13 protein-coding genes are annotated in these 13,553 nt (G+C 55.7%); 1 reads left to right on the forward strand and 12 read right to left on the reverse strand.

Annotated features, from left to right (window positions below; all coding sequences use genetic code 11):
• Positions 1–60 precede the first annotated feature (60 nt).
• The 12 genes from emrB to EQV24_RS15010 all read right to left on the reverse strand — a co-directional run bounded on the left by emrB (position 61) and on the right by EQV24_RS15010 (position 13,045).
• Positions 61–1,608 carry a multidrug efflux MFS transporter permease subunit EmrB gene (emrB, locus tag EQV24_RS14955; RefSeq protein WP_013098429.1) on the reverse strand — a complete coding sequence of 516 codons (1,548 nt, stop codon included), beginning with the start codon at positions 1,606–1,608 and terminating at the stop codon, positions 61–63.
• A 16-nt stretch (positions 1,609–1,624) separates the two neighbouring features.
• Positions 1,625–2,797 (reverse strand): multidrug efflux MFS transporter periplasmic adaptor subunit EmrA, encoded by a 1,173-nt coding sequence (emrA, locus tag EQV24_RS14960; RefSeq protein WP_013098428.1) that lies wholly within the window; start codon positions 2,795–2,797, stop codon positions 1,625–1,627.
• Between the two features lie 129 nt (positions 2,798–2,926).
• Positions 2,927–3,457, reverse strand: a complete 531-nt coding sequence (gene mprA / locus EQV24_RS14965) for a transcriptional repressor MprA (RefSeq protein WP_013098427.1) — start codon at positions 3,455–3,457, stop codon at positions 2,927–2,929.
• A 314-nt stretch (positions 3,458–3,771) separates the two neighbouring features.
• The gene (locus EQV24_RS14970) at positions 3,772–4,956 is read right to left on the reverse strand and encodes an MFS transporter (protein ID WP_102752895.1); all 1,185 of its coding nucleotides are present in this window, start codon (positions 4,954–4,956) and stop codon (positions 3,772–3,774) included.
• 188 nt (positions 4,957–5,144) lie between these two features.
• Entirely contained in the window at positions 5,145–6,140 is a 996-nt protein-coding gene (proX, locus tag EQV24_RS14975) for a glycine betaine/L-proline ABC transporter substrate-binding protein ProX (protein ID WP_013098425.1), read from the reverse strand.
• A 9-nt stretch (positions 6,141–6,149) separates the two neighbouring features.
• Positions 6,150–7,214 carry a glycine betaine/L-proline ABC transporter permease ProW gene (proW, locus tag EQV24_RS14980; protein WP_013098424.1) on the reverse strand — a complete coding sequence of 355 codons (1,065 nt, stop codon included), beginning with the start codon at positions 7,212–7,214 and terminating at the stop codon, positions 6,150–6,152.
• Positions 7,207–8,409 (reverse strand): glycine betaine/L-proline ABC transporter ATP-binding protein ProV, encoded by a 1,203-nt coding sequence (gene proV / locus EQV24_RS14985; protein WP_013098423.1) that lies wholly within the window; start codon positions 8,407–8,409, stop codon positions 7,207–7,209. Before proV ends, proW begins: the two co-directional genes overlap by 8 nt.
• A 333-nt stretch (positions 8,410–8,742) precedes the next feature.
• On the reverse strand, positions 8,743–9,702 hold the full coding sequence (gene nrdF / locus EQV24_RS14990) for a class 1b ribonucleoside-diphosphate reductase subunit beta (protein ID WP_020684925.1): 960 nt from the start codon (positions 9,700–9,702) through the stop codon (positions 8,743–8,745).
• 9 nt (positions 9,703–9,711) lie between these two features.
• A complete protein-coding gene (gene nrdE, locus EQV24_RS14995) occupies positions 9,712–11,856 on the reverse strand; it encodes a class 1b ribonucleoside-diphosphate reductase subunit alpha (RefSeq protein WP_130626735.1) in 2,145 nt (714 codons plus the stop codon).
• Positions 11,829–12,239: a class Ib ribonucleoside-diphosphate reductase assembly flavoprotein NrdI gene (gene nrdI, locus EQV24_RS15000; RefSeq protein WP_130626736.1), complete on the reverse strand. Its 411-nt coding sequence runs from the start codon at positions 12,237–12,239 to the stop codon at positions 11,829–11,831. The genes nrdE and nrdI overlap by 28 nt, the downstream gene beginning before the upstream one ends.
• On the reverse strand, positions 12,236–12,475 hold the full coding sequence (gene nrdH, locus EQV24_RS15005) for a glutaredoxin-like protein NrdH (protein ID WP_013098419.1): 240 nt from the start codon (positions 12,473–12,475) through the stop codon (positions 12,236–12,238). The genes nrdI and nrdH overlap by 4 nt, the downstream gene beginning before the upstream one ends.
• 243 nt (positions 12,476–12,718) lie before the next feature.
• On the reverse strand, positions 12,719–13,045 hold the full coding sequence (locus tag EQV24_RS15010; protein ID WP_029883716.1) for a DUF883 domain-containing protein: 327 nt from the start codon (positions 13,043–13,045) through the stop codon (positions 12,719–12,721).
• A 160-nt stretch (positions 13,046–13,205) separates the two neighbouring features.
• Between EQV24_RS15010 and EQV24_RS15015 the strand changes: the two genes are divergently transcribed.
• Positions 13,206–13,550 carry a DUF2002 family protein gene (locus EQV24_RS15015; RefSeq protein WP_013098417.1) on the forward strand — a complete coding sequence of 115 codons (345 nt, stop codon included), beginning with the start codon at positions 13,206–13,208 and terminating at the stop codon, positions 13,548–13,550.
• Positions 13,551–13,553: the final 3 nt, after the last annotated feature.

Genomic DNA, 13,553 nt, shown 5'->3' on the forward strand with positions numbered 1-13,553 from the left:
GGATGTGCACATATCGTAGGCCCGGTAAGCGAAGCGCCACCGGGCATTTCACGCAGAGGACTAGTGCGCGCCACCCCCTCCACCGCCGGCACCAAACGGCGGTCTGGCAAACCACACCAGCCCCAGCAGGACGATGAAGATCCCCGCGGATATCCAGAAAATCTCGTTAGCCGAGATAATCAGCCCCTGGTTGGTGATCTGCTGGGCAATCCAGCCGGACGCCTGCTGTTCCGTCATGCCCATCCCCTGAAGCTGGCTATACATCTGCTGCGCATTCGGGTTGTACGGATTTACCGCTTCGGTCAGTTGCGCATGGTGCATCGATTCCCGGTTTGTCCACAGCGTGGTGGTGATCGATGTCCCGATGGAGCCCGCTAATGTACGGGTAAAGTTCGACAGGCTCGACGCGGCCGCCAGACGCTCAGGCGGTAAGCCAGACAGCGTGATGGTGGTCAGCGGCATAAAGAAGCACGCTACCGCGAAGCCCTGAATAAACTGCGGCCACGCAGAGGCGCCAAAGTCCATCCCCGGTTCAAAGGTATACGCACGCCAGTAGAAGCACACCGCATACATAATGAAGCTGAAAGTCACCAGCCTGCGCATGTCGAGCTTATGGGCAAAGCGGCCAATGATCGGCGACAGCAGCACCGGGATCACCCCAACAGGCGCAGAGGCCAGACCCGCCCAGGTCGCTGTATAGCCATACACCTCCTGCAGCAGCTGCGGCAGCAGAACAATCGCGCCGAAGTAGAGCATATAGGCGAGGCTGATACACAGACAGCCGATGGTGAAATTTCGCGACTTAAACAGCGAGAGATCGACTATCGGGTTGTCGTCCGTCAGCTCCCAGACAATCAGGAAGCTCAGCGACACCACCGCGACAATGGTCAGGATGATGATCTCCTGCGAGTTGAACCAGTCCAGCTCCTTACCCCGGTCGAGCATTATCTGCAGACTGCCGATACCGAGGATCAGCAGCGCCAGACCAATGCTGTCGATTCGCCGCTGTTCGGTACGGGTCTCACGACCGCGCAGGGATTGCAGCGTCATCAGAACCACAACCGCTCCAATCGGAACGTTGATGAAGAAGATCCAACCCCAGTGGTAGTTATCGCTGATGTACCCGCCGAGAATCGGTCCGCAGATAGGCGCGACGATCACGGTCATTGACCACAGCGCCAGCGCGACGGAGCGTTTTGCAGGCGGGTAGTTACTCAGCAGCAAACTTTGCGAAAGGGGGATCAGCGGCCCGGCGACAATCCCCTGGATGACACGGAAGAAAATCAGCATCGTCAGGCTGCTGGACATCCCGCACGCCCAGGAGGCCAGCACAAACGCCACTGTTGACCACAGGAACAACTTCACCTCACCGACGCGCTTCGCCAGCCAGCCGGTAATCGGAATGGAGATAGCGTTTGCCACCCCGAACGAGGTAATGACCCAAGTTCCCTGGCTCAATGATGAGCCAAGGTTCCCGGCGATCGTCGGGATCGCCACGTTTGCGATGGTGGAGTCCAGCACCTGCATGAATGTCGCCAGCGACAGCGCAATGGTCATAATGACCAGCTGCGCGCCTTCCAGCGGTTTTTGCGGCTTTTGCTGTTGCATAACGCTCACCTTCGGATTAACCGGCGTTTGCCTTCACGATGTCATCGATCAGCTTGTTGACCGGATCGAGGCTAATTTCACGGGCGTTACTTTCATAAGCCGGGGTGCTACGTACCTGGCTTGCCAGAATCTGGCCGTCGCGGTTAGCGGTATCCACCGTCACCAGCGTGGAGAGGCCAATACGCAGCGGATGGTCTGCCAGCTGTTTAGGATCAAGCTCGATACGCACAGGCAGACGCTGCACCACTTTGATCCAGTTACCGGTGGCGTTTTGCGCAGGCAGCAGCGAGAAGGCGCTGCCGGTACCCATATCCAGACCCACTACTTTACCGGTGTACTTCACGTCGTCACCGTAAATGTCGCTGATAACAGTTGCGGTCTGGCCGATACGCATATGGGCAAGCTGCGTCTCTTTAAAGTTCGCATCAACCCACAGATTGTCCGCCGGCACGACCGCCATCAGCGGCGTGGTTGGGCTGATCTGCGCGCCTGGCTGTACGGAACGACGGGAGACGTAGCCGGTCATCGGGCTGACGATTTTGGTACGCTGCAGGGCAAGCCACGCGTTACGCACTTCGGTCGCCGCCTGTTGTACCGCAGGCTGGTTTTCAAGGCTGGTACCGAGAATCATCGCCTGGTTAGCGTTGTACTGCTGAATAGCCACATCCAGCTGCGCCTGGGCGCTGGCAACGGCATCGCGGGCGTGCTGCAGCTCTTCACGGCCAATCAGATTGGCGGTACCGAGCGGCACGCGACGGTTCAAATCGCTCTGCGCCTGGGCGAGTGCGGTTTTCTGCACGTCGATGTTGGCCTGCAGCTGCTTACTGTTGATCATCAGCTGACGGGTCTGACGCACGCTGGAGGCCAGCGCGGTCTGTGCTTTTTCAAACGCCTGTTGAGCGTCGGTCGGATCCAGCGTGACCAGCACATCCCCTTTTTGCACAAAGTCGGTATTGTCAGCCCAGACTTTTGTCACGCTGCCCGACACCTGCGCCATAATTTGTACCTGATTCCCTGCCACGTATGCGTCGTCTGTCTCTTCTGCATGACGCAATACTAAAAACCAATAGATCCCATATGCCACGGCAATAATGATAAAGAGCAAGGTCAACAGAAGAAGGGCGCTCTTACGTTTGCCTTTCTTGTTGGCCGGTTGCTGCGGGGTTGTGTTCTCCGCATTTGCGCTCATTGTTGTTCTCCACGATCTTCTTATTTTCACATCGGCTGAGCCGACCTGTTGTCAGAAAGGCCAGCAGTGTCACGTGCTGGCCTGTCAGTTTTCTTTTATTAAATCTGGATGTTCGAGCGTGTCGTCGCGTTAGCGCAGCGCCTCAAGGATGGCGCCATCTTCATCCATCTGATCCAGACGGGTGAGCAGCTTGCGAGTGATGTGCTCAAGCTGGTCGCGCTCGCTTGTGCTGAGGACAGACCAGAGTTTGTGCAGGCAGTTGTGCTGAGGTGGCAGCACCTCACGCAGGAATTGGTGACCTTTGTCGGTCAGTTGCAGATGCAGGCAACGGCGGTCGTTATCGCTTTCACGGCGTTCAATCCAGCCGCGCTTTTCCAGCTCATCAGCGATACGGGTGGCGTTCGTACGGGACGAACCCAGCGCGCAGCTCAGCTCAGACGGCTGAATACTGTGGTTTTCCTGAGACTCCAGCGTAATCAACGCCATAAATAACGTCTCGTTAATCCCCTGAGCTTTCAGCATCTTATTACGATTATCCAGCAGTTTCCCCTGCATGTGCATGCACAGGCGGGTCAGCAGGATTTCCTGATACGGAAAGTCCTCATGACGACTGGCGCGGAATTTAAGCATTTGTTCAATGGGCGTAAACGAACTATCCATTTGGGCATAACCTCATTAATTACAGCCGATATAGTAACGATAGTGACAAATAATGTAAATGAATTATTTGTGCGGTTAAATCCGCCAAACTAATGTCACTATCAGAAAGCGCCGGGTAAGTCCGTGACCCGGTGAGCACAGAAAGAGAGAGGGATGAACCCGCTGAAGAGAGGATGTGAGGACAGGGGTCTGAACTATTCATGCCGTTTGAAAATATGTCACCCACATTAAAATTTCTGGGATAAGTGATTACGTTTACATTAACAGAGTGAGGGGCCCCTTTACACCCTAAGAGGCCCAAAGCTATGTAAAACTTAGTGAATGGCTTCCTGACGATGGTATCCGCGCCACCATACTACCAGGTTTAGCGCGGCGACAACGGCTCCTGTCGCGCACACGCCTGTCCACCCGCCATGCTGCCACGCCGAGGCGGAAATTAACGAGCCCGCAGCACCACCAATGAAGTAGCTGGTCATGTATCCGGCAGTAAGACGGTTTCGCGCGTCTGGCTTCACGCGGTAAATCACGGTCTGGTTAGTGATATGCACGCCCTGTACGGTGAGGTCGAGCACCAGAATGCCGACGATCAGCGCCAGCACGGAGGTATGACCGTACCAGATGGCTGCCCAGGAGAGCAGAAGCAGTATCAGCCCCGCGCTGGTGGTCATGTGGGATTTGCCCTTATCGGCCAGCCCGCCTGCCGGACGCGCGCCGAGCGCCCCCGCCGCACCGGCCAGACCAAACAGACCAATCACCCCTTCGGAATAGTTAAATGGCGGTGCGGCCAGCAGAAAGGCCATCGACGTCCATAGGATGCTGAAGTTGGCGAAGGTGAAACATCCCAGCAGCGCGCGGGTGCGCAGGAGTTTATCCCGGGTAAAGAGGCTGAACACGGAGGCCAGAAGCTGAGGATAGTTCAGGTGATTTTCCTGCTTCACCTTCGGCAAGCCGCGCCAGAGCGCGAGCGCCATCACCACCATAAGCACGCTTGCCACCCAGTAGACGGTACGCCAGCCGCCAAGGCTGGCCAGCAGACCTGCTACGGTACGTGCCAGCAGTATCCCCAGCAGCAGGCCGCTCATGATAGTGCCCACCACTTTGCCGCGCTTTTCCGGTGCGGCGAGGGTGGCGGCCAGTGGAACCAGAATTTGCGCCACCACGGAGAACAGACCCGTCAGCGCGGTGCCGATAATCATCATTGTTAAAGAGTGGCTGCTGGCGGTGATCAGCATGCCGCCTGCGGCCAGCAGGGTCATGGAGACAATCAGCATCCGGCGCTCAAACATGTCGCCGAGCGGCACCAGGAACAGCAGCCCGGCGGCATAGCCGAGCTGCGCGGCGGTGACAATAAAGCCTGCCGAGCTGGCAGAAAGGTTAAACGCCCGGGCGATGGTATCGAGCAGAGGTTGAGCGTAGTAGTTACTGGCGACCGCCAGACCCGTTGCCACGGACATTAAAAGAATAAGCGCGGGGCTAAGCCCCTGAGATGTTTTTGTCATGGGTTTCAGAAATCATTAGTTAAGTGATTATTTTTCCGGAAACAATAATAACTAATGATTGTGAAGGATGGGGGATTGTCGGGTGATGGATTGTGCGGTTTAGGGGATGGTGCGGTCTGGTGCCCTCATCCTAACCCTCTCCCTGTGGGAGAGGGAACGATTAAGAGAGCCGGGGTGAGGGGAAAAACTTACTTCTGCGCCTCAAGCGCTTCCTTCACCCAGCCATCAAACTGCTGCTGGTGGGCTTTAATCCAGCCGTCAACGTGGCCCTTCACATCCGCCTCAGACGATTTGCCCGCGTGCATCATCGCATTCTGGGCGTTGATGTCCGCCAGCGGCAGCTTCATTACCGAGAACAGTTTGGCGGCGGCCGGGTTTTTCTCCGCCCAGGCTTTGTTGGCGACGATATGCATCGTATTCACCGGGAAGCCGTAGTTCATGCCGTTCGGCAGTTTGGTGTCGATATCTTTCTGCTCGCCCGGCAGGGAGGAGAACGGCACCTGCAGCCACACCACATCTTTACCCGGCTTCAGCACGTCGCTCACCCAGTACGGGGTCCAGGTGTAATAAATCACCGGTTTACCCTCTTTAAAGCGGGCGATGGTGTCGGCCATCATCGCCGAGTAGTTGCCGTGGCTCACGTCGACGGTTTTCGCCAGACCGTACGCTTTGTTCTGGTGGTTAATCACCGCTTCACAACCCCAGCCCGGCGAGCAGCCCATCATATCGGCTTTGCCGTCGCCGTTAGTGTCGAACAGTTTGGCGATCTTCGGATCTTTTAGCTGCTCAATATTGGTGATGTGGTACTGGTCGGCGGTTTTCTTGTCGATCAGATAACCCTGCGCCGCACCGGTCACGAAGGTGCCTTCACGGTAGAACTTCTTATCACCGCCAGCCGCGGCGTACATATCGTCGTGCAGCGGCTGCCAGTTGACGGCAGTGAAGGTCGCATCACCGGAGGCAATCGAGGTGTAGCCGACGTTGTAATCCACTTCGCTCGGCGTATTGACCGTATAACCCAGCTTCTCCAGCGCGCGGCTGACGATAAGCGTCTGGAAGCTCTCTTCCGAAATGGTGCTCTGCACCGGCTGCACGGTAATGCCTTTACCCGGCAGGTCCGCGGCGAATGCGCTGGTGGAGACAAGGGTGGCAAACGCTGTGGCAAAAAGTACCTTATGTCGCATCGTTGTTCCTTATTTTCTGAATGGGCGGGTGAGTAACCCGACAGGGCCGGTGGTATACCAGCGACGGTTGCCGCGACTGCGTGAATCACGACCGACAGCCTGGGTCAGGCGGTCAAGAATAATGGCGAGGATCACAATGCCCACGCCGCCGACGGTCGCCAGCCCCATATCGAGGCGGCCAATACCGCGCAGTACCATTTGACCCAGCCCGCCAACGGCAATCATCGAGGCGATCACCACCATCGAGAGCGCCAGCATTAGTGTCTGGTTAACCCCCGCCATGATGGTGGGCATTGCCAGCGGGAGCTGAACTTTAAACAGCATCTGCCGCGGGCTGGCACCGAACGAACGGGAGGCCTCAATCAGATCCGCAGGCACCTGGTTAATCCCGAGTATCGTCAGACGAATAATCGGCGGCAGGGCGAAGATAATGGTCACCACCACGCCCGGCACGTTGCCGATACCGAACAGCATCACGATGGGCACCAGATAAACGAACGCTGGCGTGGTTTGCATCGCATCCAGCAGCGGACGAACGATCTTCGCCGCCCGTGGACTGCGCGCCAGCCAGATCCCCGTAGGCAAACCAATGACAATGCAGAAGAGCAGGGCGGTCAGCACCAGTGCCAGGGTGATCATCGCCTGCGACCACGCGCCAATAGCACCAATCGCAATCAACGAGATCAGCGTGGCGATCCCCATGCCTGCGCTACCAAACTGCCAGGCGATCAGCGAGAACAGCACGATCGCCACCGGCGCGGGCATGCCCAGCATCAGCTGCTGGAAGCCATTGAGGATGTAATCCACCGGAACGCGGATCCCCTGGAAGACGGGACGGAAATGGGTAACCACCCAGTCGATCCCCTCCGTTACCCAGCTGTCCAGGGGGATGAGCGTTTTGTGGAACGGATCCATAATATTGAAATGTTCTGGTGCCGGTGCTGGCGCATTATTGAGCCAGTCTGCCGCGCCACCGCCATCGGCAGGTGCTGGCGTGGAACCCCACGCATCGGCAGATTGCGCAGCGCTGTCTGCTGCCTCTGTGGTGCCCCACGGGTTAGATTGATCAGCCATGGTTTGCCCCCTCGCGATCTAAAGCCTGCAGCAACATCCGTTTTGAGATGATGCCGACGTACTGTTGTTCTTCCCCAATAACCGGCACGGCACAGGGTGCCTGGCCGACATGAGAGAGCAACTCGCTGAGCGGCGTTTCGGCATCCACGGCAAGCGGAGCGTCAATTAACGCCGCATCAATTCCCTGGTTTTCGCTGAGCGCGGTTTTGAGAGAATCGATGGAGACAACGCCGACAAATTTATTGCCGCGTTCAACCAGATAACCGTATTCACGGTCTTCGTCCTGCAGAAGCTTAAGGGCAGAGCGCGGACCGAAACCTGGCGTTTTACGAATAATGCCGTTCGGGGTACGACGGGCAATATCTTTGGCGCTAAACACCTGGCTAATATCCACGCCGCGGAAGAAGGTCCGCACATAATCATTTGCCGGATTATTCAGAATTTCATCCGGTGTACCGACCTGCACCACTTCGCCATTTTGCATAATGGCAATGCGGTCGCCAATACGCATGGCTTCATCGAGATCGTGAGAAATAAAGACAATGGTGCGCTGGTGTCTGGCCTGTAATTTTACCAGCTCATCCTGCATCTCGGTGCGAATTAAGGGATCAAGCGCCGAGAAGGCTTCATCCATTAATAAAATATCGGGATTAATGGCTAATGCGCGGGCTAAACCTACACGCTGACGCATGCCGCCGGAAAGCTCATCCGGATACGCATGGGCATAATTTTCCAGCCCCACCTGGCGCAATGCATCAAGCGCTTTTTCCTGACGTTCGCTGGCGGCAACGCCCGCTAATTCCATACCAAAGGCGGTATTATCCAGTACCGTCATATGCGGCATCAGGGCGAACGACTGGAAGACCATCGCAATCTTTTTTCTGCGCACCTCGCGGAGTTCGGCATCTGATATTTGGGCAATGTCTACACCATCAATCAGGACCTGCCCACGGGTGGGTTCAATCAGGCGATTGAGAAGGCGAACCATAGTGGATTTACCCGAACCGGATAACCCCATGATGACAAAAATCTCGCCTTCTTCAATGGCCAGACTGGCGTCTTTAACGCCAAGCGATAGCCCGGTTTTTTCCAGAATTTGCTCTTTCGAAAGGCCTTTTTCAATATATTTGAATGCGCGCTGCGGATGCTCGCCAAATATTTTATAAAGATTCTTCACTTCTAATTTAATTGCCATGCAATAGAGAGTGTCCTGTTATTTGTTTATGTCGATATGATTACCATGGTAAATTGTTAACGGGCATAACCCTAACATACTCAGATTCTGAGGCAACCCTGGGTTTGCTTATGGGTTGAATTTTGCAGTAAGCGAAACGGCTGAATTTCCCATGAGTAAAGGGCTGAGCGCGATCTGAATTTTTGTGAATTTTTTGCTGCGCCATCGGGAGAATTCGCCTGGATCGGAGTGATTCAGGCGAATATGTCGTGGAGATGACAGTGTAGCTGAAGGAGAAATATCCGGAAGGAAATTGGAATATTTATATTTAATTAATGAACGTTAAGGCGCTCATTAAAAATCCCAGTCCTCATCTTCTGTTTCCACCGCTTTACCCATCACATACGATGAGCCGGACCCGGAAAAGAAGTCGTGGTTTTCATCAGCGTTGGGGGAGAGCGCCGCCAGAATTGCCGGGTTCACGTCGGCCATTTCCGGCGGGAACAACGCCTCGTAGCCGAGGTTCATCAGCGCCTTATTGGCGTTGTAACAGAGGAAGGCTTTTACCTCCTCTTCCCAGCCGGTTCCGGCGTAGAGCTCTTCGGTATAGCTCAGTTCGTTATCATAAAGATCCATCAGCAAATCAAGGGCAAATCCTTTTAGCTCCTCGCGTCTGGCATCACTGACTTTCTCCAGCCCTTTCTGGTACTTATAGCCGATGTAATACCCGTGCACCGCTTCATCCCGGATAATGAGGCGAATGAGATCGGCGGTGTTGGTGAGTTTGCCGCGGCTCGACCAGTACATCGGCAGCCAGAAGCCGGAGTAGAAGAGGAATGATTCCAGAAACACGCTGGCGATTTTCTTCTTCAGCGGCTCATCGGCCTGATAATAATCCAGCACCAGGTTGGCCTTGCGCTGCAGTGACTCGCTCTCTTCACTCCAGCTGTAGGCCGCATCCACATCTTTGGTCTGGCACAGCGTCGAGAAGATCGAACTGTAGGAGCGGGCGTGCACCGCTTCCATAAAGCTGATGTTCGACATCACCGCCTCTTCATGCGGCGTCAGCGCATCGGCCATCAGCGCGGGGGCGCCAACGGTATTCTGGATGGTGTCCAGCAGCGTCAGACCGGTAAAGACGCGAATTGTCAGCTGCTGCTCGGCATGACTCAGGGTTTGCCAGGCCGGAATATCGTTAGAAAGCGGCACTTTTTCCGGCAGCCAGAAGTTGCTGGTCAGGCGGTTCCACACCTCCAGGTCCTTATCATCCTGAATGTGGTTCCAGTTAATCGCACTCACGCGTGACAGTTTCATCCTTTCTCCTTACAGCGCGCAGGACACGCAGCCTTCGATTTCGGTGCCTTCCAGCGCAAGCTGGCGCAGGCGAATGTAATAGAGCGTTTTAATGCCTTTCTTCCAGGCATAAATCTGTGCTTTGTTGATATCCCGCGTGGTGGCCGTGTCCGGGAAGAAGAGCGTCAGCGACAGGCCCTGATCCACGTGTCGGGTTGCTTCGGCGTAGGTATCGATGATTTTTTCCGGGCCAATTTCATACGCGTCCTGATACAGCGCCAGGTTTTCATTGGTCATAAACGGGGCGGGGTAGTAGACGCGCCCGGTTTTGCCCTCCTTGCGGATCTCAATTTTCGACACAATCGGGTGAATGCTCGACGTGGCGTGATTGATATAGGAGATAGAGCCGGTGGGCGGCACCGCCTGCAGGTTCTGGTTATAGATGCCGTGGCGCATCACATCGTCACGCAGCTGCTGCCACATTTCGCGCGTGGGCAGAACGATCCCGGCGCGGGCAAATAACGCGCGCACTTTCTCCGTTTTCGGCTGCCAGTCGCCCTCCAGGTACTGACTGAAATATTCCCCGCTGGCATAGCGCGACTGCTCAAAGCCCGCGAAGCGCTGGTTGCGCTCGCGCGCCAGCATCATTGAGGTGTGCAGCGCATGCCAGGTGATGGTGTAAAAATAGAGGTTGGTGAAATCCAGCCCTTCCGGGCTGCCGTAGGCGATGCCTTCCCGCGCCAGATAGCCGTGCAGGTTCATCTGGCCCAGGCCGATGGCGTGCGACGCGGCGTTGCCTGCCTCAATGGACGGCACGCTGCGGATATGACTCATGTCTGATACTGCCGTCAGGCCGCGAACCGCTGTGTCGACCGTACGGCCAAAATCGGGGGAATCCATGGTGTGGGCAATATTCAGCGACCCGAGGTTGCAGGAGATATCTTTGCCGATGTCGGCGTAGTCCAGATTCTCGTCATAAGTGGACGCGCTGTTGACCTGCAAAATCTCCGAACAGAGGTTGCTCATGTTGATGCGCCCGGCAATCGGGTTCGCACGGTTTACCGTGTCTTCATACATGATATACGGGTAGCCGGACTCAAACTGAATTTCGGCAAGCCGCTGGAAGAAATCGCGGGCGTTGATGTATTTTTTGCGAATGCGATCGTCGGCAACCAGCTCGTCGTAAAGCTCGCTTATCGCCACGTCGCCAAACGCTTTGCCGTAAATTCGCTCGATGTCATACGGCGAGAACAGCGCCATGTCGGCATTCTCTTTGGCGAGCTTAAAGGTGATATCCGGGATCACCACGCCTAGCGACAGGGTTTTGATACGGATTTTTTCGTCGGCGTTTTCGCGTTTGGTATCCAGAAAACGCAGAATGTCCGGGTGGTGGGCGTGCAAGTAGACCGCCCCGGCCCCCTGACGCGCGCCAAGCTGGTTGGCGTAGGAGAAGGCATCTTCCAGCATCTTCATCACCGGGATCACGCCGGATGACTGGTTCTCAATGCGCTTAATTGGCGCACCCGCTTCACGCAGGTTAGACAGTAAAAACGCCACGCCGCCGCCGCGTTTGGACAGCTGCAGCGCCGAATTTACCGCGCGGCCAATCGACTCCATATTGTCTTCTATGCGCAGCAGGAAACAGGAGACCAGCTCGCCGCGCTGGGTCTTGCCGCAGTTAAGGAAGGTCGGGGTGGCCGGCTGGAAGCGTCCGGAGAGGATCTCTTCCATCAGCTGTTCAGCCAGGGCTTCATCGCCCTGGGCCAGGGTCAGCGCCACCATAACCACGCGATCCTCAAAGCTTTCAAGGTAGCGTTTGCCGTCAAAGGTTTTCAGGGTGTAGCTGGTGTAATACTTCCAGGCGCCCAGAAACGTCTGGAACCGAAAACCGCTGGCGTGGGCCCGCTCAAATAACCTGACCACAAAGGCGCGGTTGTAACGGGAGAGCACGCGTTCTTCGTAATACCCTTCGTTGACCAGGTAGTCGAGACGCTCATCCTGGCTGGCGAACGTCACGCTGTTTGGACGGACGTGGGCGGCAAAAAAGGCGTCCACGGCGTCATGATCTTTACCAAACTGGATGCGCCCCTCGCGATCGTAGAGGTTAAGCATCGCGTTTAAGGCGTGGTAGTCCGGTGTCGCCTGCATTACGCGTTCTGCGGTTGTCGTTGCCAAAATTCGTTCACTCCTTTACGCACGTTCTCTACGTCCTGCTGTGTCCCCATCAGTTCAAAGCGATAGAGATACGGCACGCCGCATTTTTGAGAGATGACATCCCCGGCGCGACCAAAGGCGTCGCCGAAATTACGATTGCCCGCCGCAATCACGCCGCGAATAAGCGCGCGGTTATGGGGATCGTTGAGAAAGCGGATCACCTGACGCGGTACCGCACCTGCCGTACCGCCGCCGCCATAGCTGGGAACCACCAGAATGTAAGGGGCGTCTACCTGAATACGCTCCCGCTCGTTGAGCGGAATGCGCACCGCAGGCAGCCCGACGCGCTCCATAAAGCGGAGCGTGTTTTCCGAGCTGCTGGAGAAGTAGACCAGCCCACTCATGCCCTTGCGGCCTGCGCGGCGAGGCGGTTAATCATGTCCGGGCGAAAGCCAGACCAGCTGGTTTCCCCGGCCACCACCACTGGCAGCTGGCGAAATCCTTGGGCACGCAGGGTATCGGCAGCCTCGGGCACCAGATCGATATTCACCATCTCAAAGTCCACCCCGCGGCTTTCCATAGCGCGTTTGGTCGCGTGGCACTGAACACAATCGTTACGAGTGTAAATAATAATGCTCATGATTCGTATTTCCATTTAAAATGAGAGAACGGCGCGAAGCATCGCGTCAGGTTGTGTGTGTCTTGCTAAAGGGAATACTAGATGTAGTTGTGCTAAGTTTCAACCATACAAGATATGGGAAATTCAGATTGATGGCGCCCCAATGATGAGCACAGCGGGGCAGGGCAGGCTGCACGGGTTTTTCAGGCTTTCAGGCAAAGAAAAGCCCCGGCGCCAGAGGCAACCGGGGCTGATAACGCGCGCTTACTTACGCAGGCTAAGCAGGGCGCCAACAAAAATACCCACCGCCGCGACCGTACCCAGGGTACATAGCGGTTTTTCACGAACAAAGGTGGTGGCGCAACTTGCCATGTCGCAGGCAGCCTGGGTGGCACGAGAGCGGCCATGCATTCGGGCGCGTGTTTCACGCAGCAGAGACTGAGCCTTACGTTTTGCGGCCTCCGCATCGTCCTTCGCATCGGAGCCCCAGGATTTCAGCACCTCCTCCAGCGTGTCCGCTAATCTGCTGACATCATTACGAATATCCTGAGCGTCGTCGTTAATATCGTTTTGGTTCGGTCTGTTAAACATACGATCCTCCATAATTTTGTCTTCCGGTTTAGTTTAGTTCAGAAATTTAATATCTGAAGCGAGTCACGACTCATCAGGCCGTTTATGGAATATTCTGAAAGCCCTGCTAATGCTGAATACTGTAAGGTTGCCGGGCAGGAAAAGATAACGAGGAAAAGATATGTATTTACGACCGGATGAGGTGGCGCGCGTTCTTGAAAAAGCGGGATTCACCATGGATGAAGTGACGCCAAAAGCGTATGGCTATCGCCGTGGCGAGAATTATGTTTACGTGAATCGTGAAGCCAGAATGGGGCGTACCGCTCTTATTATTCACCCGACGCTGAAAGACAGAAGTCTGTCATTTGCTGAGCCTGCCTCGGATATTAAAACCTGCGATCACTACCAGCAATTTCCGCTCTATTTAGGCGGCGAGACGCACGAGCATTATGGTATTCCGCATGGTTTTAGCTCGCGTATGGCGCTGGAGCGGTTTCTGAAGGGACTGTTTGGCGACGCACAATAATAC

The sequence above is a fragment of the Enterobacter sp. A8 genome (genome assembly GCF_004296595.1).
Taxonomy (GTDB): Bacteria; Pseudomonadota; Gammaproteobacteria; order Enterobacterales; family Enterobacteriaceae; genus Enterobacter; species Enterobacter cloacae.

Bases quoted from the DNA above. Each gene is read 5' to 3' on its own strand.
- EQV24_RS15015 (WP_013098417.1), top strand. From the start codon at position 13,206: ATGTATTTACGACCGGATGAGGTGGCGCGCGTTCTTGAAAAAGCGGGA.
- emrA (WP_013098428.1), bottom strand. From the start codon at position 2,797: ATGAGCGCAAATGCGGAGAACACAACCCCGCAGCAACCGGCCAACAAG.
- nrdF (WP_020684925.1), bottom strand. From the start codon at position 9,702: ATGAAACTGTCACGCGTGAGTGCGATTAACTGGAACCACATTCAGGAT.
- nrdH (WP_013098419.1), bottom strand. From the start codon at position 12,475: ATGAGCATTATTATTTACACTCGTAACGATTGTGTTCAGTGCCACGCG.
- mprA (WP_013098427.1), bottom strand. From the start codon at position 3,457: ATGGATAGTTCGTTTACGCCCATTGAACAAATGCTTAAATTCCGCGCC.
- proV (WP_013098423.1), bottom strand. From the start codon at position 8,409: ATGGCAATTAAATTAGAAGTGAAGAATCTTTATAAAATATTTGGCGAG.
- emrB (WP_013098429.1), bottom strand. From the start codon at position 1,608: ATGCAACAGCAAAAGCCGCAAAAACCGCTGGAAGGCGCGCAGCTGGTC.
- nrdI (WP_130626736.1), bottom strand. From the start codon at position 12,239: ATGAGTGGGCTGGTCTACTTCTCCAGCAGCTCGGAAAACACGCTCCGC.
- proX (WP_013098425.1), bottom strand. From the start codon at position 6,140: ATGCGACATAAGGTACTTTTTGCCACAGCGTTTGCCACCCTTGTCTCC.
- EQV24_RS14970 (WP_102752895.1), bottom strand. From the start codon at position 4,956: ATGACAAAAACATCTCAGGGGCTTAGCCCCGCGCTTATTCTTTTAATG.
- proW (WP_013098424.1), bottom strand. From the start codon at position 7,214: ATGGCTGATCAATCTAACCCGTGGGGCACCACAGAGGCAGCAGACAGC.
- EQV24_RS15010 (WP_029883716.1), bottom strand. From the start codon at position 13,045: ATGTTTAACAGACCGAACCAAAACGATATTAACGACGACGCTCAGGAT.